This window comes from Streptosporangium sp. NPDC049644 (genome assembly GCF_040675205.1).
Taxonomy (GTDB): domain Bacteria; phylum Actinomycetota; class Actinomycetes; order Streptosporangiales; family Streptosporangiaceae; genus Streptosporangium; species Streptosporangium fukuiense.
Window position 1 is genome coordinate 1 of the sequence record NZ_JBFAOJ010000112.1, and the last position, 20569, is coordinate 20569.

General features: G+C 67.6%; 13 protein-coding genes. 5 read left to right on the forward strand and 8 right to left on the reverse strand.

Annotated elements, in window-relative coordinates:
- Positions 1–197 (forward strand): hypothetical protein (locus tag AB0J58_RS38170; protein ID WP_364225041.1); only part of this gene is annotated, 197 nt, incomplete at its 5' end.
- A 66-nt stretch (positions 198–263) separates the two neighbouring features.
- Here the strand turns inward: AB0J58_RS38170 and AB0J58_RS38175 are convergent.
- Genes AB0J58_RS38175 through AB0J58_RS38190 form a run of 4 tightly spaced genes read right to left on the reverse strand, consistent with a single transcriptional unit; the run spans position 264 to position 8400 of the window.
- Positions 264–3464, reverse strand: a complete 3201-nt coding sequence (locus AB0J58_RS38175; protein ID WP_364225043.1) for a type I restriction endonuclease subunit R — start codon at positions 3462–3464, stop codon at positions 264–266.
- Entirely contained in the window at positions 3461–4699 is a 1239-nt protein-coding gene (locus AB0J58_RS38180) for a restriction endonuclease subunit S (RefSeq protein ID WP_364225045.1), read from the reverse strand. Before AB0J58_RS38180 ends, AB0J58_RS38175 begins: the two co-directional genes overlap by 4 nt.
- Positions 4692–6308: a class I SAM-dependent DNA methyltransferase gene (locus tag AB0J58_RS38185; RefSeq protein WP_364225047.1), complete on the reverse strand. Its 1617-nt coding sequence runs from the start codon at positions 6306–6308 to the stop codon at positions 4692–4694. Before AB0J58_RS38185 ends, AB0J58_RS38180 begins: the two co-directional genes overlap by 8 nt.
- Positions 6295–8400 (reverse strand): N-6 DNA methylase, encoded by a 2106-nt coding sequence (locus AB0J58_RS38190; protein ID WP_364225049.1) that lies wholly within the window; start codon positions 8398–8400, stop codon positions 6295–6297. The genes AB0J58_RS38185 and AB0J58_RS38190 overlap by 14 nt, the downstream gene beginning before the upstream one ends.
- A 209-nt stretch (positions 8401–8609) precedes the next feature.
- Between AB0J58_RS38190 and AB0J58_RS38195 the strand changes: the two genes are divergently transcribed.
- Positions 8610–10286, forward strand: coding sequence for a DUF6119 family protein (locus AB0J58_RS38195; RefSeq protein WP_364225051.1), 1677 nt, complete (start codon positions 8610–8612; stop codon positions 10284–10286).
- Positions 10287–10433: 147 nt separating this feature from the next.
- On the opposite strand, the gene AB0J58_RS38200 is transcribed toward AB0J58_RS38195, so the two are convergent.
- Positions 10434–11666, reverse strand: a complete 1233-nt coding sequence (locus AB0J58_RS38200; RefSeq protein ID WP_364225053.1) for a cytochrome P450 — start codon at positions 11664–11666, stop codon at positions 10434–10436.
- Positions 11667–11761: 95 nt separating this feature from the next.
- Between AB0J58_RS38200 and AB0J58_RS38205 the strand changes: the two genes are divergently transcribed.
- Both AB0J58_RS38205 and AB0J58_RS38210 read left to right on the forward strand, forming a co-directional pair.
- Positions 11762–13192 carry an FG-GAP repeat protein gene (locus AB0J58_RS38205; protein ID WP_364225055.1) on the forward strand — a complete coding sequence of 477 codons (1431 nt, stop codon included), beginning with the start codon at positions 11762–11764 and terminating at the stop codon, positions 13190–13192.
- A gap of 39 nt (positions 13193–13231) precedes the next feature.
- Positions 13232–14446: an ROK family transcriptional regulator gene (locus AB0J58_RS38210; protein WP_364225057.1), complete on the forward strand. Its 1215-nt coding sequence runs from the start codon at positions 13232–13234 to the stop codon at positions 14444–14446.
- Between the two features lie 104 nt (positions 14447–14550).
- Here the strand turns inward: AB0J58_RS38210 and AB0J58_RS38215 are convergent, their stop codons facing one another.
- The 3 genes from AB0J58_RS38215 to AB0J58_RS38225 all read right to left on the reverse strand — a co-directional run bounded on the left by AB0J58_RS38215 (position 14551) and on the right by AB0J58_RS38225 (position 17673).
- Positions 14551–15069 (reverse strand): hypothetical protein, encoded by a 519-nt coding sequence (locus AB0J58_RS38215; RefSeq protein WP_364225059.1) that lies wholly within the window; start codon positions 15067–15069, stop codon positions 14551–14553.
- A 43-nt stretch (positions 15070–15112) separates the two neighbouring features.
- Complete coding sequence (locus AB0J58_RS38220) at positions 15113–16660, reverse strand: alkaline phosphatase D family protein (protein WP_364225061.1); 1548 nt, start codon at positions 16658–16660, stop codon at positions 15113–15115.
- A 179-nt stretch (positions 16661–16839) separates the two neighbouring features.
- Positions 16840–17673, reverse strand: a complete 834-nt coding sequence (locus AB0J58_RS38225) for a hypothetical protein (protein WP_364225063.1) — start codon at positions 17671–17673, stop codon at positions 16840–16842.
- Positions 17674–18102: 429 nt separating this feature from the next.
- Between AB0J58_RS38225 and AB0J58_RS38230 the strand changes: the two genes are divergently transcribed.
- Positions 18103–20532, forward strand: coding sequence for a carbohydrate-binding module family 20 domain-containing protein (locus AB0J58_RS38230; protein ID WP_364225065.1), 2430 nt, complete (start codon positions 18103–18105; stop codon positions 20530–20532).
- Positions 20533–20569 lie beyond the last annotated feature (37 nt).

The window sequence follows — 20569 nt, forward strand, 5'->3', positions numbered from 1 at the left end:
TCGACAAGGCCCAGAATGGCCGGGTATTGGACGAACCGTTCGAGCAGGCCCAACTCAATCAGTACCTGGTCGACATGCTCGACGGCCACGCTTGCAAATCACCGACGATGACACTGCGAACCAAGTGCGGGAGCAGAGATGGCCAGCGCCAAGATGTGTTGGAGTTCCACGAGCGCCGCCTGGCCCTCGCTACATAAAGCCGACGACGCCTGAGCACGTGGCGTCGGAGCACACGGCCACCACACCTCCCGAAGGCGTGGTGGTCAGTTGTCGGCGTTGGGAGACCATTCGTCGGCGAAGGTCTCCATCTGGTTGAGGACCAGCTCGATGGCCTTCGGCGACATGTCCGGCGGGTAGCCGTGCTTGGCGAGGAGCCGCTTGATCGTCGAACGGAGTTTCGCGCGGACGTCGTCGCGGGAGACCCAGTCGGTGGTGACATCGCGCTTCATCGCTCTCACCAGGTCGCGGGCGATGTCGGCCAGCACGCCCTCGCCCATGACGTCGACCGCCGATTCGTTCTGCGCGACCGCGTCGTAGAAAGCCAGTTCGTCGGTACTGAGCACCGGGGTGAACCGCTTTCCGCGATCGGCGTCGGCGGAGACCGCCTTCGCCATCGCGACCAACTCGGCGATGACCTGGGCGGTGGTCAAATGTTGGTTGGTGTACTTCGTCATCAACGCGATGAGCCGGTCGGAGAAGCTCTGCTGCCGGACCACGTTGTGTCTGGTGACCTTGCGCATCTCCTGCTCGATCAACCGGCGCAGGGCCTCGATCGCGAGCTGCGGGTGCTTGGCCCCCTGCATCTTGGATATGAACGCCTCGTCCAGGTGCGCGAGGTTGGGGCGGGGCATTCCTGCTGCCTCGAACAGGTCGGTCACGCCCCCCGCCTCAACGGCCCCGGCGGTGAGCTGTCGCAGATACAGCTCCACGTCGGCGGGGACGGGCTGTCCGTTTGCCTTGCGCTCGGCGGCGTCGTACTTGGCCATCCAGACACGAACTTCGGAGAAGAACGCGATGTCGTCGCGGAACTCGTTGAGCTCCCCGCTGCTGGAGCACAGCGCCCAGAAGCGAGCCAGCCGCGAGGCTTCCCTCCGGAAGCGCTCCTTGAGCGTCGGCTCCTTCGGATCATCTACCTGGTTGCCGGGAGTCAACGGATCACGGAGATGGTTGACCGCGCCGAGCACCGTGTCCCGGTGCGCGCGGGAGGTCTTCGTAGCCAGCCCCGCCCGCCAGGGAAACCCGCCGAGGATGGTGTCCCCGATGATCTCGACCAGGTCGCGCACCTTGGCGATCGCGTCGTCCAGATCCCGGCCTAGTGGCTTGGTCTCGTTGTCTCGTGTTGTGTACTCCCGCAACGCGGCGTACAGATTGTCGGTGATCGGGGCATACCCCACGAGCAGGCCGTCCTGCTTGGCGCGGAAGGTGCGGTTGACACGGGCGAGGGTCTGCATGAGCAGCGCGCCGCGCATCGGCCGGTCCAGATAGAGCGTGTGCAGGGGCGGGGCGTCGAACCCGGTGAGCAGCATGTCCTTGACGATGATCAGCTCAAGCTCGTCGTCCTCGTCCTTCATCCGGTTCTTGACGGCCTTCTGCTGCGCGGGCCTGCGAATGTGCTTCTTGATGATGCCGGTGTCGCTGGGATCACCGCTGTAGACAACCTTGATCTTGCCCTTGTCGGCCGCATCGGCATGCCAATCCGGCTTTATGGCGATAATTTGCTCGTACAGCTTCGCGCAGATCTCCCGGGTGGCGCACACGATCATCCCCTTGCCCGGAGCGTCGATGAACGGACGCATCTCCCTCGACCGTGCCGCCCAGTGGTCGACGATGTCACGGGCGAGTTTCTCCAGCCGGTCGGGGGCTCCGTACATCGCGTTCATCGCCGCGACGGCCTGCTGGATCCGCTCACGCTCGGCCTCGTCCAGGCCGGTGGTGACCTTGTCGGCCTCCTCGTCGAGGGTCTCGGTGTCGACGCCGTCGGCGAGGTTGAGCGGGATGTGGCGGCTCTGGTAGTAGACCGGGACGGTCGCGCCGTCGTCCACGGCCCGGGTCAGGTCGTAGATGTCGATGTAGTCACCGAAGACCTTGCGAGTGTCCCGGTCCGTCTCGGAGATCGGCGTCCCGGTGAAGGCGATCATCGTCGCGTACGGCAGGGCGTCGCGCAGGTGCCTGGCGTACCCGTTGAGGTTGTCGTAGTGGCTGCGGTGTGCCTCGTCCACGATCACGATGATGTTGCGCCGCTGCGACAGGGTGGGGTGCTTGTCCCCGCGTTCCTTCTCCTCCTTGGTCCGGCCGAACTTCTGCAGCGTGGTGAAGTAGATGCCGCCGGTCATTCGGTTGGACAGCTCGGCGCGCAGTTCCTCACGGCTGGTGACCTGCCGTGGCCTCTCCGGCAGCAGCTCGCTGACCACAAAGCCGTCGAAGAGCTGGTCGTCCAGCTCGGTCCGGTCGGTGAGCACCACGATCGTCGGGTTGCCGAGGCTCGCGTGCCGCAGGACCTGCGCGGAGTAGAACTCCATCTCCAGGGACTTGCCGGACCCCTGGGTGTGCCAGACCACCCCGGCCAGGCCATGGCTGCGGACCGCCTCGACCGTCTTGTCGACGGCCTTCGAGACCGCGAAGTACTGGTGCGGCTTGGCGACCCGTTTGAGCATTCCCTCGTCGGTCTGCGCGAAGGCCACGTAGCCGTCGAGCAGGGCGATGAACCTCCGCTGCTCGAACAGCCCGTGCAGGGTCAGGTTGAACTCCGAGTCGACCCACTCGGCGGCGGGCTGCGGCACCGGCTCCCCGGCCTCGTCCACGTTCCACGGGGCGAAGTGGTTGAAGGGGGTGAACGCGGTGCCGTACTTGGCCTCGATCCCGTCGGTGATCACACAGAGCACGTTGCAGCGGAACGCCCGGGGCAGCTCATCCACATAGGTCATGAGCTGGGCATGGGCACTCTCCGGCGTGGCATACGGGTCGCCGGCCTTCTTCAGCTCGATGACCGCCACCGGTAACCCGTTGAGATAGAGCACCACGTCGAACCGGCGGCCGGCGTCTCCCTCGACCACCCGTACCTGCCGCACCGCGAGGAAATCGTTGCCGTACGGCTGGCGGCGGTCGATCAGGCGAACGGTCGGATTCTGTACGGCCCCGAACTCATCCGTGAAGACGACGCTTCGCACGCCCTTGGTCAGATATTCGTGGACCCGGTGGTTCTCGCTTCTCGGGTCAAGCGACTTCGGGGTCATGAGCAGGTCCACGACCTCACCCACGGCGGCCAGGGGGAGCTGCGGGTTGATGCGCCTGACCGCCTCCCGCAGTCTCCCGGGAATGATCGGCTCCGTCCAGGAGTCCCGCCCTCCGGTCTCGAACTCCTGCGACCCCGGCGCGATCTTCGTCCCGTTGGTGATCTCCCAGGCCAGCTCACCCAGGGCCTCCAGCACGAAGGTCTCCCACTCGTTCTCACTGAGCCCGCTCATAAAGCGTCCTCCACCGTCTTCTCCGCGTCCCGAACCCTGATCTCCCCCATCATGAGCTTCGGCAGCAGCACGTCTCTTAGAGCAGCTAGATTCATGCATTCTGCTCCGAGTGACCTCAAAAGCAAAAAAGCGGCGGCACTGGCCTCCCCGAAACTGGCCAGCTCTTCCTGATTGGGTCGGGTAAGCGGGAAGTCATGAAGCGCCGCGGCTGCTACTCGCTGCCTCCCCGACGAACCAACCATATTACGAATCGCATTTTCCCGGAAACGGGGACTTCGCGCGAGGAAGTATGACGCATGCGCTGGATAGCCAGGGCGAGCACGCATGACAATAAACTCTGTGGAGCCGATGCCCACGTCGCCATCTGCCAAGAAATCGACGAACGCAGTCTTACCGTTTTCCAGACATGGAGTGATTCGAGCCATCACAGTATCATTGTTCGAGAAACGCGCACCCGACTTCGGCTCTCTCCTTGTCCATCCAGAAACTCGCGCCATGGACGTCGACAGAGCCGCCATATCGAGATAAACTGCATTCGCAGATTGCGACACCTTAAGCTTCGGGTTAAACTCGATCACGTCTGATGCGGTTATCGCATTCATCGGATCCGGCTCGACATCGATCCCAAGCTCCGCGAAATTAAGGCTAAGAATCCCCTCAATAGTCGCGGAAATTCGGTCGTTGATAGCGATCTTGTCGTCGAGTGCTTGTAGAACCTCAAGTATGCCCGCTTGTTCCCTGAGCGACGGAATGAGTACTCGGATCTGCTTTAGCTGAGTCAGATTAAAGCCGGGAACAGAACTGCCAATTGCCATATTCTGAATAGTGGAAATAGAGCTAGGGGTAGATAGGGCATAATAGAGGAATGACGGGTGAACAATGGCTGCGTTCGGCGTCATCTTCATCTGCTTATTGGAGACAATATAACGCTCATATTTCGACTTATTGTCGATGAATCCAATCTGTCCGATCGTTCCCCAGCAGGTAAAAACCAGGTCACCACTCACTGCTTGACTTCTGGTGAATTCCTTAGCCTTTGCCTCTTCGATAAAGGTGAGGCCGTCCTCGATGAGCCGTTTACCGACCTCCACACTCAGGTTGGATCCCCGAATTACAGGGACTCCTGACTCCACGAAGTACCGAGAACTGATCGCCGAGCCGAAGGGTCCCGTTGCGAGAGCGCTCTTGGTAGGAGCAGCGAGTTCTTCCAGCGTGTAGCTGCGCCACTCAGACATCGAGGCCCTCCAGTTGCTCGCGAACGACCTTTTCCAGACGGGCTGACTCGTCGAAGTGCGCGAAAAGCTCCTTGGTGAGCCGCTCGATCTTCTCGGCGATGGGTTCGTCGTCTGAGTTGTCGACCTCGGCGGCACCGACGTAGCGGCCAGGGGTGAGAACGTGCTCGTGTTTGCGGATCTCGTCCAAGTCGGCCGAGTAACAGAAGCCCGGCTCGTCCTCATAAGTGAGTCCCGCCTCACGGGCGGAGGCCGTACCTCGCCAGGCATGGAACGCGCCGGAGATCTTGGTGATGTCCTCGTCGGTGAAAACACGCTCGGTGCGGTCCAGCATCGTGCCCATGTTCCGGGCGTCGATGAAAAGAACCTGACCTGATCGGTCGGTCATGCCTCCGCGAGCCGACTTGTCCTTGGTGAAGAACCACAGACAGGCCGGAATCGCCGTCGTACGGAAAAGCTGTGGTGGAAGCGCGATCATGCAGGTCACCAGGTCGTCCTCGACCAGAGCCGCACGGATCTCCCCCTCTCCAGACTGCTTCGACGACATCGACCCGTTCGCCATGACCACGCCCGCGCTGCCGCGCACACCGAGCTTGGAGATGATGTGCTGCATCCAGGCGAAGTTGGCGTTGGCCGCCGGAGGGACGCCGAACCGCCAGCGGGGATCGTCGGTCTTGCGGTGCCAGTCCGACATGTTGAACGGCGGGTTGGCGAGGATGAAGTCGGCCTTCAGATCCGGGTGCCGGTCCTCGTAGAAGGTGTCGGCCCAGTTTCTGGACAGGTCGCCGGCGATGCCGTGGATGGCGAGGTTCATCTTGGCCAACCGCCAGGTGCGCTCGTTGGCCTCCTGACCGTAGGCGGCGATATCGTCACGGCGTCCCCGGTGGGCGAGGACGAACTTCTCGGCCTGGACGAACATGCCGCCGGACCCGCAGCAGGGGTCGTAGACGCGGCCCCTGTACGGCTCCAGGACCTCGACCAGGACCCTGACGACGCTGGCGGGGGTGTAGAACTCGCCGCCGCGCTTGCCCTCGGCGCGGGCGAACTTCTCCAGGAAGTACTCGTAGACCTCGCCGAGCACGTCACGCGCTGACTTGCCCTCGTGACCGGTGAAGCGGGCGTCGCTGATCAGGTCGACCAGCTCGCCAAGCCGGCGCTGGTCGACGTTCTCCCGGTTGAAAATCTTGGGTAGGACGCCGGTGAGCGAGATGTTCGCCTTCATGATGACGTCCATCGCCGTGTCGATGAGCTCGCCGACACTCCCGGACTTGGCCTGGGCCGCGAGGTTGTCCCAGCGAGCGTCCTCGGGAACCCAGAAGATCTCCTCCCGCCGGTATTCGTCCACGTCCTCAAGGAACGCCTCCAGGCGCGCCTCGGGGACGCCGTCCGCGAGGGCCTCGGCGCGGATCTGCTCGCGACGCTCCTTGAAGGCGTCCGAGACGTACTTCAGAAAGACCAGGCCGAGGACGAAGTCCTTGTACTGCGCGGCGTCCATGGAGCCGCGGAGCTTGTCGGCGGATTTCCAGAGGATCTCGTGCAGCTCGGCCATGGTCTGGGCACCGGGCATGCCGGGCAGCCCCTCCTGGCCGTTGTTGCGCTTACGCGGGGGCATCGGTCTCCTTCTCGGATGTCGGTGAAGAAACGGGGGCGTTGAGGGTGAGCGTTCCGACTCCGAGACCGGTGACGGCGATCCGGGCCAACTCGTCGAGCATGTCGAGCTCCTCCCGCGCCGCGCGGCGACGCTCCTCCAGAGCCGTCAGGAGCGCGTCGAGGTCGGTGACGAGGTCGGGCTGGAGCAGTGCCAGTCGGTGCTCCTCCAGCCGTCGGGCCGACCGTACGCTGCCGGCGACTCGGGCGCTCGCGTTGTCGGCGAGGAGCGCGGCGAGGACGCGCGGGGTGAACTGGTCGTGTCCGGTGGCGGAGACGCGCAGGACCCGCGCGGGAAACTCGACGAGCGAGCGGCCCTCGTGGTCGACCATCACCCCGAATTCAGGGGCGGTCGTCACGATGACATCACCGGAACTGGTGAGCTGCGCGCGCGGGTAGTGCTCGGTCAGCGTGAGGATGTCGATCATCCGTTCGCCGATCCTGCGACGTCCGAGGATTTCAAGCGCACCGAGCACAGCGTAGTTGCCTCCGGTGCCGAGGTGCTCCGGTTTCAATCGACTGCCCTGCCTCAGCTGTACGTGTTCATCACGGAGCAGTTTGCCGAGCGTCACGGCCCGGGGGCGGTTGCCGACGCTTTCCGCCAGGCCGGTGCGGATCGGGGAGGCACCGACGTAGACACGCACGCCGGACCAGTAGAGCTCGCGTTCCAGTTCGTTCGCACGAGCCACGGTGACGGCGGGTGCCGCCGAGGAGTTCGCGATGCCGGTGGGAGGTCTGGTGATCAACGGTTTCGGGGTGGTGACGAGGTCGTTGACGCTTACCTGGGTCGCGAAACGCCGCGCGTGCGCCCGCGGGGCGAATCCCGGACGCCGCCAGGTCACCACGTCCTCGATCAGCGCGTCGACGACGTCCGCGGACAGCGTCCGCTCGGAGACATCGGCGAGCAGTACCTGGTGTCGCCACTGTGAGTCGTGCGCGGAGGTGAGCACCCAGATCGCCGTCTCGTATCCGGGCCGGTACGGCACCAGCCCGCCCGGGAGCCGGATCACGGCTTCGACCATTCCGGTCTTCAGCAGGTCGGCACGTGCCCGCTCCTCCTTGGAGAAGGGCTTCAGCTCGCCGGTCAGCACGTCGGCGGGGCCGAGGATCACGGCGGTCCGTCCCGGTGCGAGCCGTACGGAGATGTCGTCCATCCAGGCGATCACCTCGGCCGCTGAGCGCTCCTCGGCCGGTCTGTAGGGAACCTGGGTGAGGATGACGTCGGGGTCGCCCGCCTCGTCGGGGAGCCGGTCGCCCACCCGGATGTCCACGTCGAGCGACGGGATCTCCTGAACCGCCAGACGCCGGCGCGTCAGCCGTACCAGATAGGGGTCGGGGTCGGCGGCGGTGAACATCGGCGAGTCGTCCCGCAGGAGTCGGGCGGCGGCGGCGAGGAAATCGCCGGGGCCGGCGGCGAGATCGGTCACCAGGACCGACCCGTCTGCCTCGCGCGCCTTCTCCCGTACCCCGCTCACCCCTGCGATCAGCCGGGCGAGCTCGGGAGCGACCGCCGCCGTGTAGAGGTCGGAGGCGTCGAACCGGTGTCGCCTGTCGAGCACCCGCTCGAAGGCGTTCCCGCAGCCGTAGGCCGCCTCCACGAGATCGTCGACGGCTCCGGCCAGCCAGGAGCACCGTGCCGGGATCGCGTCGATCTCGGAGCGCAGCAGCTCATCCTCACGATCCGTCTGGGCGGCGCGGTCACGTAGCCCGGCCAGCACGTCGCCGGCGCCGTCCACGAGGGGGCCGTCGCCCTCAAGGGAGCGCAGGCAGATGAGGGCGGTCACGGCGGCGATCAGCTCCTTGCCGGGCAGCACGTGCCCGAGACGGGCGAGGGTGTAAAGGCTGAGGTCCTCCTCCACTCGGTGCCGCTCAACACGTCCGGTCACGGCCAGCCACTCGGCGACCTCACGGGCGTCGAAGAACGGCATGTTCGCGTCACCGTCGACCGGGCCGGGAAAATCCCGGTGCCTGCGCCGCCATGTGGTGACCACGGGACGCTTCACCCCGGCCAGCTCCGCGATCTCCGGCATGGACATCAGTGGGACGGCGTCCTGCACCAGACCTCCTCGTGTCCCGCGGGAATCTTGTGATCGAGAATCTAGCGCAGATCACCCTAATACATCTTGAAGTTACGCCGATAACCCCCCTTACCAGTCACTCTCGCACTGTTTTGTGATCCTTGGTCGTTGTCGAAGCGCATCCTTGGTCACAACCACCCCTCGCGCCCGGTCTTCCCCACTGGCGCACCCCGCGAGAAAGAGGCACCATGGCCCCCGACACCACTCTGCGCACCCTGTACCGCCTCAAGGGCGTGCGCCCCACCATCGACGCGATGTTCGAGGTGCTCGACCACGCGCAGCTCGACGCCCTTGACGCCAGAGTCGACATCCCGAACGAGCTCGGCGTACCCGCGATCGTGATCGACGCCGTCTTCGTGAAAGCCGAGGCGAGCTGGTGCGAAGACCTGCGGCGCACCACCGGATGCCCGGTCTCCCGGCCGAGCTGCCGCGCCGCCGGGCTGCTCATGTTCGCCGTCGACGCCGAGGTGTACGCCATCGGCTACGAGCAGGGATACCGCCTCATCCCGGACAAGTTAAAGGACCGGCGCTTCGGACTGGGCTTCGCCATCCGACGCGTCGACCCGAACGAGGTCAAGGACCTGGTCCGGCAGACCCCGGGTGCCGGGAAGACTGACATCACCCTGGTTCCCGGCGGCGCCTCGGTGCACGCGTTTGGGATCGAGGAGCACGCGCAGGTCGTCCGCCACCTCGGCGGACGCCTCAGCGACGTGCGGCTGACGGTCTCCTCGCGGAGCCGGGCGCGGGTCTCCAGCGCGCAGGGCGGGGTCGGGCTCCGCCTGCACCTGGGCGTGGAGGGGGCGAACCTGATCGCCGACGTCCGGGAGATCGCCAGAGTGTGCCGTGAGGAGCCTCCTCGCAAGGAGCTGGAGTTCGTCGAGCACATCATTCCGGTCAAGGACGCCGAGCTGGCCGACCGGCTCGACGGGGTCTTCGACGACCTCCTGGGGCAGCCGGACGAGGGCCGGGTGGCGGTGGTCGTTCCGGACGATCACTGGAACGACTATCTGGAGGCCCGCGCCTTTCAGATCCGGATCAATAGCCGCCAGGGACGCCAGAATGAGGAGTTCGACCTCTCCTACCTGCTCGACCGGCTTCGGGTCCAGCGCGACGAGTCTCGGGTCGGCGCGCTGCGCGACGGAGAGGTCACCCTGTTCAAGGACTCACGCGCTCGGGAGGACGACGTGCTCCGGCGGACCAAGGCGATCCAGTGGGTGGAGATCGACATCACCCTGGAGGAACGGAGATTCTTCCTGCTCAACGGCGAGTGGCACGAGATCGGACCGGCCTATCTCGCGTCGGTCCGCACCACGGTCGAGCAGCTGATCGTGGCGCCGCTGTCGACGGACCTGCCCGCGTGGGACCTCGCGCACAACGAGCGTCGCTTCTGCGAGGCCGTCGTGGAGCACCGCCCCGGCTGGGTGTGCATGGACGGGAACCTGGTGAAGACCCGGCTGCACCGAGGCAAAGGCATCGAGGTCTGCGACGTTCTCCTCCCGGACGACACGTTGCTGATGGCCAAGCACGCGCGCAAGGACTCGGGTCCCCTGAGCCACCTGTTCAAGCAGGCCCTGGTGGCCGTGCAGTCGCTCCAGCACGACCCCGAGGCGGTGGCCGAATTCAGGGAGAAGGTCGCCAAGGCGCCGGGCGGCCGACTTCTCCCCGCCGGCTTCCGGCCGACGAAGGTTATCCTCGCGATCCTGCTAAAGGACGGCAGAGAGCTCACCGCCGACACGCTCTTCCCGTTCGCCCAGGTGGCCCTCGTACACACCGCCGCCACACTCAGGTCCTGGGGTATCGCCGTCGAGGTCGTCGGCATCAGGGGTAAGGCATGCGACTGCGAGGTGGACATCGAGGCCGCGTAGCGGGGTCTTCGGTCCGGTGCCGACACCGCGTCGGCACCGGCCCCGATCGACATCGGATGCGCGAGGCCGGTGGCTGCCACGAAGCCTTCTGAGGACGCTTACCGCTCTTCCGACGCACAGGGCGCCGGAGCCGGGCCTGGGAAACGCCTAGAAGGTGAACGCCTGGCTGCGGACGCTGTTGTCGAAGTTGGACACCAGCAGTTCCGGCTCGCCGACCGAGCGGATCTCGGGCAGCCGGGTGAGCAGCTCGCGGAACATCGCCCTGATCTCCTGCCTGGCGAGGTTGGCCCCCAGGCAGAAGTGCGGCCCCGGGCCGCCGAAGCCCACGTGCGGCTTGGTGTCGCGGGTGATGTCGAACCGGTCGGCGTCCGGGAACACCGTCTCGTCGCGGTTGGCCGAGCCGTAGAAGAGCACCACCTTGTCGCCCGCCTTCAGGTGCAGGCCGCGCAGGTCGTAGTCCTCGGTGACGGTGCGGCGGAACTGCATGATGGGTGAGACGTAGCGGACCATCTCCTCGATGGCGCCGCCGATGTGGGCGTCGAAGTCGTCTGTCAGCAGGCGCCGCTGCTCGGGGTTGTCGGTCAGCAGCTTGATACCGTGCGCCATGGTGTTGCGGGCCGTCTCGTTGCCCGCCACGAGCAGGAGCGTGAAGAACGATCCCAGCTCCCTGTCGGTCAGCCTCTCACCGTCGACGTTGGCGGTGACCAGCGCGGAGACGAGGTCGCTGCCCGGTGCCCCCGAGCGTTCCCGGCCCAGGTTGATCACCAGGCGCTGCAGGGCGAGCAGCGCGAGCGTGTTCTGGGCGGCCATCCTGACCGTGTGCGCCAGGCTGGGCCGCACGCCTGAGTAGGCGGTGGAGATGTCGACGTGCTGGTGGACCCTGGCCCGCACGTCGTCGGGGATGCCCATCATGTCGCAGATGACGTGGATGGGCAGCCGGGCGGCCACCTGGGTGACGAAGTCGCCGCCGGGCCCCGAGGCCGTCACGTCGTCGACGATCCGCGCGCACGCGGCGTCGATGTCGCCCTGCAGGTTGCTCAGCATCTTCGGGCTGAACGCGCGGGAGACGATGCGGCGGAGCCGGGCGTGCCGGGGATCGTCCATGTTGACCATGGACTCGCCGAACACGTGCTTGACCCAGCCGGGCGGCTCGGGGCTGGTCACGCCGGGCTCGCTGGAGAACACCTTGGCGTTGCGGCTGGCCTCCACCACGTCGGCGTGCCTGACCAGCGCGTAGAAACCCCTGCCCGAGCGGAGCAGCGGCACCCGCTTCTCCTCGAAGAACACCGGCCGATCGAGATCCCGAAGCCGCGCGAACGCCTCATGCCGCTCCTTGAGCGGCCGCCGCCAGAATCCCAGGTCGGCCAGGTCGATTTCCATGCTTCCAATCCTGGCACGTTCTTTACCCGTACCGGCCACGTGAATTTCATATCCTTGTGGGTCGCGTGTCCGAATTATCGGAAATCATTGCGGTTATGAGAGCCGTGTTTCTCGTCTCCATCGCCCTCACCTCCCTTCTGGTCTCCGCCTCCCCCTCCTCGGCCGTCTCCGGCGCGAGCGCCTGCTCCGGCGTACCCTCCGACTTCGACGGCGACGGACGGGCCGATCTCGCGGTCGCCGCGCCCCACACCCGCTCCGGCGGCCACGCCCGCGCGGGGGCGGTCACCGTCCTGTACGACCTGCGCGTCGCCCGGAGGCTGAGCCAGGACGAGCCCGGCGAGCCCGGCGTGCCCGGCGCGAGCCGGACCGGGGACGCGTTCGGCTCGGCGCTGGCGACCGGTGACTTCGACGGCGACCGCTGCGCCGACCTGGCCGTGGGCGTCTCCGAGAAGGACCGGTCCCGGCCGGGAGCCGACGGCGACGGAGTGGTGCTGCTGTTCCACGGCTCGCCGGGCGGCCTGCGGCCCGGCAGGGTGATCGACGCCGGGGACCTGGGCCGCGAGCGCGACTCCGGCCGGTTCGGGGCCGCGCTCGCGGCGGGGGACCTGGACGGAGACGGGAACGACGAGCTGGTGATCGGCGCCCCGGGGCTGGGTGGCGGCGCGGTCGGGGTGTACGGGTTCGGCGGACGCGAGCCGTACACGATCACACAGAGGACCGGCTGGGTGGGACAGCCCGAGAAGGAGACCGACCAGTTCGGCGCGGTGCTCGCCACCGGCGACTTCGACGGCGACGGACGGGCCGAGGTCGCCGTGGGCGCGCCCGCGGACACGGTCCTGAGGAACGGCCAGGGCTCGGTCACCGTGCTCGACGTCCGGCGGCGGAAGGCGACCCTGCTCACCCAGGACACCCCGGGGATCAGCGGCCGCGCCGAGGCCTGGGACTTCTTCGGTGAGGCGCTGGCGGCCGGTGACTTCGACGCCGACGGCCACGCCGACCTGGCGATCGGCGTACCGGGCGAGGGCCTGACCGAGAACCAGCGGGCGATGGACTACGGCGACGGCACGGTGCACGTCGTCTACGGCTCCCGCGCCGGGCTGCGCACGACGGTCTCGGAAACCTGGTCGCAGCGCTCCCTGAAGGGGGAACCGCGCTACTTCGACCGCTTCGGCGCCGCCCTCGCCGCCGGAGACCTCAACGGCGACGGCGACGACGAGCTGGCGATCGGGGTGCCGGGCGAGAACGCCGTCCAGGTGCTCGCGGGTACCCGCTCCGGCGGGCTCACCAGGAGCGGCAACCTGCTGATCACCGGCGAGGGCGGCGACTTCGGCGGGGCCCTGGCCACGGTCGCGGGCCGCGTCCTGGTCGTCGCCGCCCCGGGCGCGGGCAGGCTCACCCTGCTGCGCGGGAGCGTGCGCAAGGGTCCCTATCCCGGCATCCGCCCGTCGACGGCGCGGACGCTGGCCACCGCCGCCGGGGACACCCTGTTCGGTTACGCCCTCACGAACTCGTCCTCCCCCCGGTAGACGACCGTTTTCTTCGACGCGCTACCTAAGATGATGGTCATGTTCGACGCACAGCACAGGACCGTCCGCGACCTACGCCGAGGCAACCGGGCGATAGTGCTGCGCGCCCTCTACTTCGAGGGACCCGCCAGCCGCCAGGAGCTCAGCGAGACCATCGGGCTCAGCCCCGCCACCGTGAGCAACGTGACGGGAGATCTGCTGGCGAGCGGGACCATCGTCGAGGCGGGCCTGGCCGACTCCGACGGAGGCAGGCCGCGCGTGCTGCTAAGGGTCAACACCACCCACGGCTACGCCGTCGGCGTCGACGTCGGCGAGACGCACGTGCACGTCGAGCTCTTCGACCTGGACATGAACCGGCAGGCCAGGGCGGAGTACGCGCTCCGCCCGACCCGGCATGACGTCGATCTGGTCGTCCGCCACATCATCGAGGGCATCGACGCGGTCCTGAACGAGAGCGGCGTGCCCGCCGAGCGGGTGCTCGGCGTGGGGGTGGGCGTTCCCGGCGTCGTCGAGACGGGGCCCGACGCCCTGATCCACGCCCCGACCTTCGGGTGGGACGCGGTCCCCCTCGGCAGGCTCCTGCGGGCGGGCACCGACCTGCCGCTCTTCGTGGACAACGGCGCCAAGTCGATGGGGCAGGCCGAGCTGTGGTTCGGCGTCGGGCGCAGGGCCAGGCACGCCGTGGTGGTGCTGATCGGCTCGGGGGTCGGGGCGAGCATCATCACCGACGGGACCACGTACCTGGGAGCCAACAGCAGCGCCGGCGAGTGGGGCCACACGAAGATCATGGTCGGCGGGCACCGGTGCCGCTGCGGCGGAGCGGGCTGCCTGGAGGCGTACGTGGGGGCCAGGGGCATTCTGGAACGTGCCGGGGTCTGGACGGAGAGCGTCGACGAGCAGGCCGCACTGGCCGAACTGGTGGCCGGCGGTTCCCCCGTCATCGACGAGACCGTCACCTACCTGGGCGTCGGCCTGGCCAACCTGATCAACCTGTTCAACCCCGAGCGGATCATCATCGGCGGCTGGGCCGGTGTGCTGCTCGGCGAGCACCTGCTGACGAGGATCAGGAAGGTCGCCGCGGACAACTGCCTGGCGCAGCCGTACAAGACGGTCTCCATCGGTCTGGGCCGCCTCGGCGTCGACTCCGTCGCACTGGGCGCGGCCACCCTGGTGATCGAGAACTTCCTGCAGACCGGCACGACGTCAAAGCCGAACGGCACTCCCGCCCGCCCCCGGAAGCGCGCCGGGATCTGACCGTTCGCTCCGGCGGGTGGCGGCGCCGGCGCCGGTTCCACGTGACGGGTCCCGGGGCCGGGAGGCCGGAGAGCCCGGCCGCACGCCCCCGGTCCACCGGGAGGCTAACGGATACGCGTTCTGGCCTTGATGGTGTAGCGGATCTCCTTGTGGAGCTTACGGATGTCGGCCTTCCCGTCGGTGGTGACGATCGCCCCGAATTTGACCGTGGCGGTGCCCCGGCGCGAGCCCGCCCAGGCGCGGACCCGTACCGCCGTCGAGTCGCCCCTGTCCAGGGAGGTGACCCAGCACGACAGGTCACGGCGCTTGACGGAGCACTTGACGCTGCGCGGCTTGGAGATCACCTTGATCTTGCGGAACCGGGTGGAGAAGTCTCCGACGAGCGCCACGTAGTGCTGGCCCTTGGCCTTGGCGTTGCGGACCTTGATCGTGTAGACGAGGGATCCGCCCCGGCGGACGTGCTTGGGGAAGGAGATCACGTACCTGAAGTCGTTGGGCGCCGCGGCGGTCGCCACGGCGGATAGGGCGGATCCGGCGGCTGGGGCGGGACTCTGGACGAGGAGGGTGCCGCACAGCGCCACGGCGAGAGCCGCGGCGCTGAGCCTCGTGGTGAGGGGACTCATAAGCGGCATCATCCAACAACTTTGCAGAAATTCCTCTGGCGCTTTAGGTCAGTGCCGTCTGTCCTGCCGGAATGGTGAACCGGGCGCCGGTCTTCGCCGGAGCGCCGCGCCTGCTGATGTGGTCGAGCGTGCGGAAATCGGCGTGCAACTCCTGTGCCGTGACCCGGCAGACGATGTAGCCGCGCCGCTGGTCGAGGTAGGAGATGTGCGGGTTCTCGGCGATCGTCGCGGCGATCCGGCTCTCGTCGCGATAGCCGTCGCCGTCGCTGGCGATCGAGGAGGTGACGAGTTCCACCGCGACCCGGGGCGAGTCCGGGTCGTCGAAGTCGAGCCTCAGGTCCGCCGCGTGGTGCATGTGCGCGTCTCCGGTCAGCACCACCGGATTGGCCGCGCCCGAGTCCCGGAATCCGGTCAGCAGGCGGGTGCGCTCGGCGGCGTAGCCGTCCCAGGAGTCCATGTTGACCTCGGTGCCCGGCCCGACCTTGGAGTCCCGCTGGGCCATCAGGATCTGCTGGCCGACCAGGTTCCAGCGGGCGCCGGAGCTCGCGAGGCCGTCGAGCAGCCAGTTCCGCTGGTCCGCGCCGAGCAGGGTGCGGCCGGTGGCCAGCCTGTCGTCGCAGCCGGACCTGAGCCCGTCCTCGCAGGCCTGGTCGTCGCGGAACTGCCGGGTGTCGAGCAGGTGGAAGCGGGCCAGCGGCCCCCAGTCCACCCGGCGGTGGACCCGCATCGACGCCCCGCCGGGCACGCTCGCCCGGCGCAACGGCATGTTCTCGTAGTACGCCTGGAAGGCGTTGGCCCTGCGCCGGGCGAACCCCGGGTCCCCGGAACTGGAGACCTCTCCCGCCCAGTTGTTCTCGATCTCGTGGTCGTCGAAGGCCACCAGCCACGGCGCGACCGCGTGCGCCGCCTGCAGGTCGGCGTCGCTCTTGTACTGCGCGTGCCGCGTCCGGTAGTCGGCCAGCGTGGCGCAGGTGCCCGAGGTGTGCTGCCGCACGCTCCCGGCGAGGGCCGTGTACCCCCGTGGCGCGTACTCGTACATGTAGTCGCCCAGGTGGACGACCAACTCGGGATCCTGCTCGGCCAGCCTCCGGTACGCCGTGTAGAAACCGTGCTCGTAGTGGGCGCAGGCGGCGACGGCGAAGGTCAGCGGGGACGATGAAGACACGGCGGAGGGGGCGGTGCGGGTGCGGCCGGTCGGCGACAGGTGGCCCTCGGCCCGGAAGCGGTAGAAGTACTCCCGGCCGGGCTCCAGGTGATCCACCTCGACGTGGACGCTGTGCGCCCGCTGCCGGCGCGCGGTCTCGGTACCCGCGCGGACCACCCTGGCGAACCGCTCGTCGGTGGCGAGCTGCCATTCGACGTCCACGTCCCTGGTCGGCATCCCGCCCCGGCCGTCCGGGCCGAGCGGGTCGAGGGCGAGCCTGGTCCACAGCACGACGCCGTCCGCCGACGGGTCTCCGGAGGCGATGCCGAGCATGAACGGGTCGCGAGCGAGGGGCCGGGCCGGGCCGTGCCCGGCCCCGGTGAGCAACAGGCCGCCCGCACCGGCGGCGGCGGAAAGAAACACTCTGCGTGACAGCTTCTGCTCCACACCCCCAGTGCAACCGCTCCAGCTTTCCCCGCCATGACCTGCGCATCAAGGCCGGATGAACAGCCGTCGCACAGGCGAGTGCGCTACCCGCGGTGGTTGAACACCGGCCGAACACCGGCCGAGCGGCGGGCGACATCGAGGCGAAGGCCGGGCTCCCCACGGTGGCCGCGGCGGTCGGCTCATCCCAGGTAGGGCTTGAGGTGGGAGTTGAGGGCGCCGCAGCCCAGGTATTTCTCCGCGGTGTGGAAGTCGAGCCAGTCGAGGTTGACCAGCGCCTCCTGGTCGACGCCGGTGAAGCAGGTCCGCAGCCCAGGCGGGATCGCCGCGATGTCGTCCTTGTCGGCGATGTTCACCCACCGCCTGACCTTGCGGGGCCGCTCGCCCCAGCCGTTGACCGGTGCGGGCATCAGGCGCTCGAAGATCACATTGCGCATGCCCAGCGGGCTGCCCAGGGTGATCAGCAGGTCGACCTCCAGGTCGGGGTTGGCCCAGAGCGTCTCGTAGGTCACCACGCTGCCCAGCGAGTGCGCGATCACCACCTTGGGCCGGTTCCGTCTGATCACCTCGGCCACGGCCGCCCTCGACTTCTCGCGCGCCTCGCTCCCGGCCGCCATGTAGGCGGCGACCTCGGGACAGAAGAAGTTGGCGAAGTCGACGGCGTTGCCCTGCAGTCGGTCCAGCAGCCAGCCGGTCATCCGGTGCAGGGCGCCGGTCAGCCCCTCCCCCACCGAGTCGAGTTGCCTGGCCCAGGCGACGAAGACCTCCTGGGCGCCGACGTTCATGCTCCGCACCGCGCGTCTGGAGTCGTCCTTGCTCTCACCCAGCAGGTGGGCGTAGTAGGCGATCTCGGTGATGTAGCGCTCCTTGGCGTGCGGCTTGCCGCCGGTCAGGCCCTTGTGCAGGTAACGGTCCCACTTGTCGCGCATCGCGACGGCCGCGCCGCCGACCGAGTTACCCGCGTCGCGGTAGTAACGGTACTTACCGATACCGTGCACCCCGACGATCGTGTCCATCCGCCCCCGCCTCCTGTGTTGGACGCCCGGTTCTCACGGGTGTCGGTGACATACGCCCCCGCGAGCAACTGTGGCGGAACCGAGCCTCGCACCACAAGACCGTGGCGGCACCGGCGAAAGCCGTCACCGGATCTGTGGTCCGTAGGTCGTCGCTTCGGGTCCCGCCCTGTTCCGCCGGCCCCTGGAAGAGCACCACGCCCCGGCGTCACCCGCCGGAGACCGGTGGCGACGGCGTCCCGGTCCGCCGACACCGTGCTCGGGTCACCGGTGACGGTGGAATGTAAGCGACGGCTCTATTACCGGCAAGTTTCATAAATCTTGCTGAAAGCTATTGAAATCCTTGCAGAGATCAAAGATTGTTCTGCTACACGGACGGCCGTCCTCCGCCTCAAAGCGCACCTTCGTCCTCGGAAGTAGGTCCATCCCCCCATGGAACGATCTAGGTCACGCCTGCGCAGCAGAATCCGTCATGTCCTCCTCGCCGCCGCGGTCGCCATGTGCGGCGTCACCCCGGTGACCGCCGTGGTCGCCGTGCCTCCCGCGAACGCCGCCGTCACGCTGAACGACAGCGAGGTGACGGCCAACCTGTGGGAATGGAACTGGAAGTCCGTCTCCGCGGCGTGCACGAACCATCTCGGACCGGCCGGGTACGGCGCGGTCCAGGTCGCGCCGCCGCAGGAGTCGGTCAGCCTTCCCAACAGCAGTGACGGGGTACATCCGTGGTACGAGGTGTACCAGCCGGTCTCCTACAAGCTCGACTCCCGGTTCGGTGACCGGGCCCAGTTCGCCTCGATGGTGACGGCCTGCCACAACGCGGGCGTACGCGTCTACGTGGACGCGGTCGTCAACCACATGGCGGGGACGAACAACCCCGGCGGCGTGACCGGCTACGCCGGAACGTCCTTCACCGGCTACAGCTACCCGGCCGTCCCGTACGGCAACGGCGACTTCCACCGCCCGGGTGACAACTGCCCGACCGGCGGGGGCATCAGCGACTGGAACAACGAGTCCCAGGTGACCAGCTGCGAGCTGTTGTCGCTGTCGGACCTGTACACCGAGAAGGAACCCGTCCGCAACAAGATCGCGGCCTACCTGAACGACCTCGTCGGGCTCGGCGTCGACGGATTCCGCGTCGATGCGGTCAAGCACATCAAGAAGGAGGACTTCGCCGCGATCCTCAGCAAGGTGAACAACACCGTCGCCGAGAACAGGCGCCCTTACGTCGCCCAGGAGATCTTCGACGGCGCCGGCAACGACAACCTCAAGGCACGGGCGTTCATCGGCAACGGCGACGTCCTGGACTTCGCCTACGCCAAGGGCATCAGGGCCAACTTCCAGGGATCGATCTCCAACCTCGCCGGCATCGGCAACTGGAACCTCGACGCTCCCAGCGCCAATGTCTTCGCCATGGTCACCAACCACGACCTGGAGCGAGACGGCGTCGTGCTGTCCTACAAGAACGGCAGCGACTACACCCTCGCCAACTACTTCGTGCTGGCCTACCCGCACGGCAAGCCCTCGGTCTACGACAGCTTCACCTGGTCCAACCGCAACCAGTCCCCGCCGGCCAACGGCAGCGGATACGTGACCGACACCTCCTGCGGAAGCAACTGGAACTGCCTGACCCAGTCCACCGGCATCAAGGGCATGGTCGGCTGGGCCAACGCCGCCAAGTCCGTCAAGACCGTCTCGGACTTCAAGGCCGTCAACAGCAACGTCATCGGCTTCCGCCGCGGCGACCGCGCCTGGATCGGCATCAACGACTCCGGCAGCGCCGCCACCGCCGAGTTCACCACCGGCCTGGCCGACGGCGAGTACTGCGACGTCATCTCCGGCGCACCCACCGGATCCGGCTGCAGCGGCACCACGGTCACCGTCTCCGGCGGCAAGGCCACCGTCACGATCCCCGCCAACAACGCGGTCGCCGTCCACGTCAACGCCAAGGCCACCACCAGCACCGTCAGGGTCGCCACCACGTTCACCGTGACGGCCTCCCTGTCCGCCGGCCAGACCCTGCACGTCGTCGGCAACACCCCGGCGCTCGGCGGCGGCGACCCCGCCGGCTCCGTCGCGCTCACCGCGAACGGCGGCGGCCACACCGCCGAGGTCCAGCTCCCGGCCTCGACCACGATCTCCTACAAGTACCTGATCAAGAACGGCTCGACCGTGGTGGAGCAGGAGACCGCGAACCGGACCTTCACCACTCCCGCGAGCGGCACCCACGCCCGCACCGACACCTACATCCCGCCGTCGGCCACCGACGAGATCGCCACCACGTTCACCGTCAGCGCCACCCCGGCGAGCGGCCAGGACCTCTACGTGGTCGGCAACCTCGCCGCCCTCGGCTCCTGGGCCCCGGCCGACGCGGTCAAGCTGCCCGCCCAGGGCGGCAACGTGTTCAGCGCCGTGATCGACCTGCCCAAGTCCACCGCGGTGAAGTACAAGTTCATCAAGAAGACCGCCGCGGGTGCCGTGACCTGGGAGTCGGGTGCCGACCGCACCTTCACCACCCCGGCGAGCGGAACCCACACCGTCACCGAGACCTTCCGCGGCGACACCGTCACCTCCCAGGTCGCCACGTCCTTCAACGCCAACGTCACCACCTACTACGGCCAGAACGTCTTCGTCGTCGGCAACATCCCCGCCCTCGGCGGCTGGAACCCCGGCCAGGCGATCGCCCTGTCCTCGGCCGACTACCCGATCTGGCGGGTAGTGGTCAACCTGCCTCCCAACACCGCCGTCGAGTACAAGTACATCAAGAAGAACCCCGACGGCACCGTCACCTGGGAGTCCGGCGCCAACCGGACCCTCACCACCCCCGCGAGCGGCACCCACACCAGCAACGACACCTGGAAGTAGCCCCGATCGGACCGACGGCGGCCGGACCTTCATGGAC

What these genes read in the sequence shown, in the direction of transcription:
- AB0J58_RS38175 (WP_364225043.1), bottom strand. Translation starts at nt 3,464, where the DNA reads ATGAGCGGGCTCAGTGAGAACGAGTGGGAGACCTTCGTGCTGGAGGCC.
- AB0J58_RS38180 (WP_364225045.1), bottom strand. Translation starts at nt 4,699, where the DNA reads ATGTCTGAGTGGCGCAGCTACACGCTGGAAGAACTCGCTGCTCCTACC.
- AB0J58_RS38185 (WP_364225047.1), bottom strand. Translation starts at nt 6,308, where the DNA reads ATGCCCCCGCGTAAGCGCAACAACGGCCAGGAGGGGCTGCCCGGCATG.
- AB0J58_RS38195 (WP_364225051.1), top strand. Translation starts at nt 8,610, where the DNA reads ATGGCCCCCGACACCACTCTGCGCACCCTGTACCGCCTCAAGGGCGTG.
- AB0J58_RS38200 (WP_364225053.1), bottom strand. Translation starts at nt 11,666, where the DNA reads ATGGAAATCGACCTGGCCGACCTGGGATTCTGGCGGCGGCCGCTCAAG.
- AB0J58_RS38205 (WP_364225055.1), top strand. Translation starts at nt 11,762, where the DNA reads ATGAGAGCCGTGTTTCTCGTCTCCATCGCCCTCACCTCCCTTCTGGTC.
- AB0J58_RS38210 (WP_364225057.1), top strand. Translation starts at nt 13,232, where the DNA reads ATGTTCGACGCACAGCACAGGACCGTCCGCGACCTACGCCGAGGCAAC.
- AB0J58_RS38215 (WP_364225059.1), bottom strand. Translation starts at nt 15,069, where the DNA reads ATGAGTCCCCTCACCACGAGGCTCAGCGCCGCGGCTCTCGCCGTGGCG.
- AB0J58_RS38225 (WP_364225063.1), bottom strand. Translation starts at nt 17,673, where the DNA reads ATGGACACGATCGTCGGGGTGCACGGTATCGGTAAGTACCGTTACTAC.
- AB0J58_RS38230 (WP_364225065.1), top strand. Translation starts at nt 18,103, where the DNA reads ATGGAACGATCTAGGTCACGCCTGCGCAGCAGAATCCGTCATGTCCTC.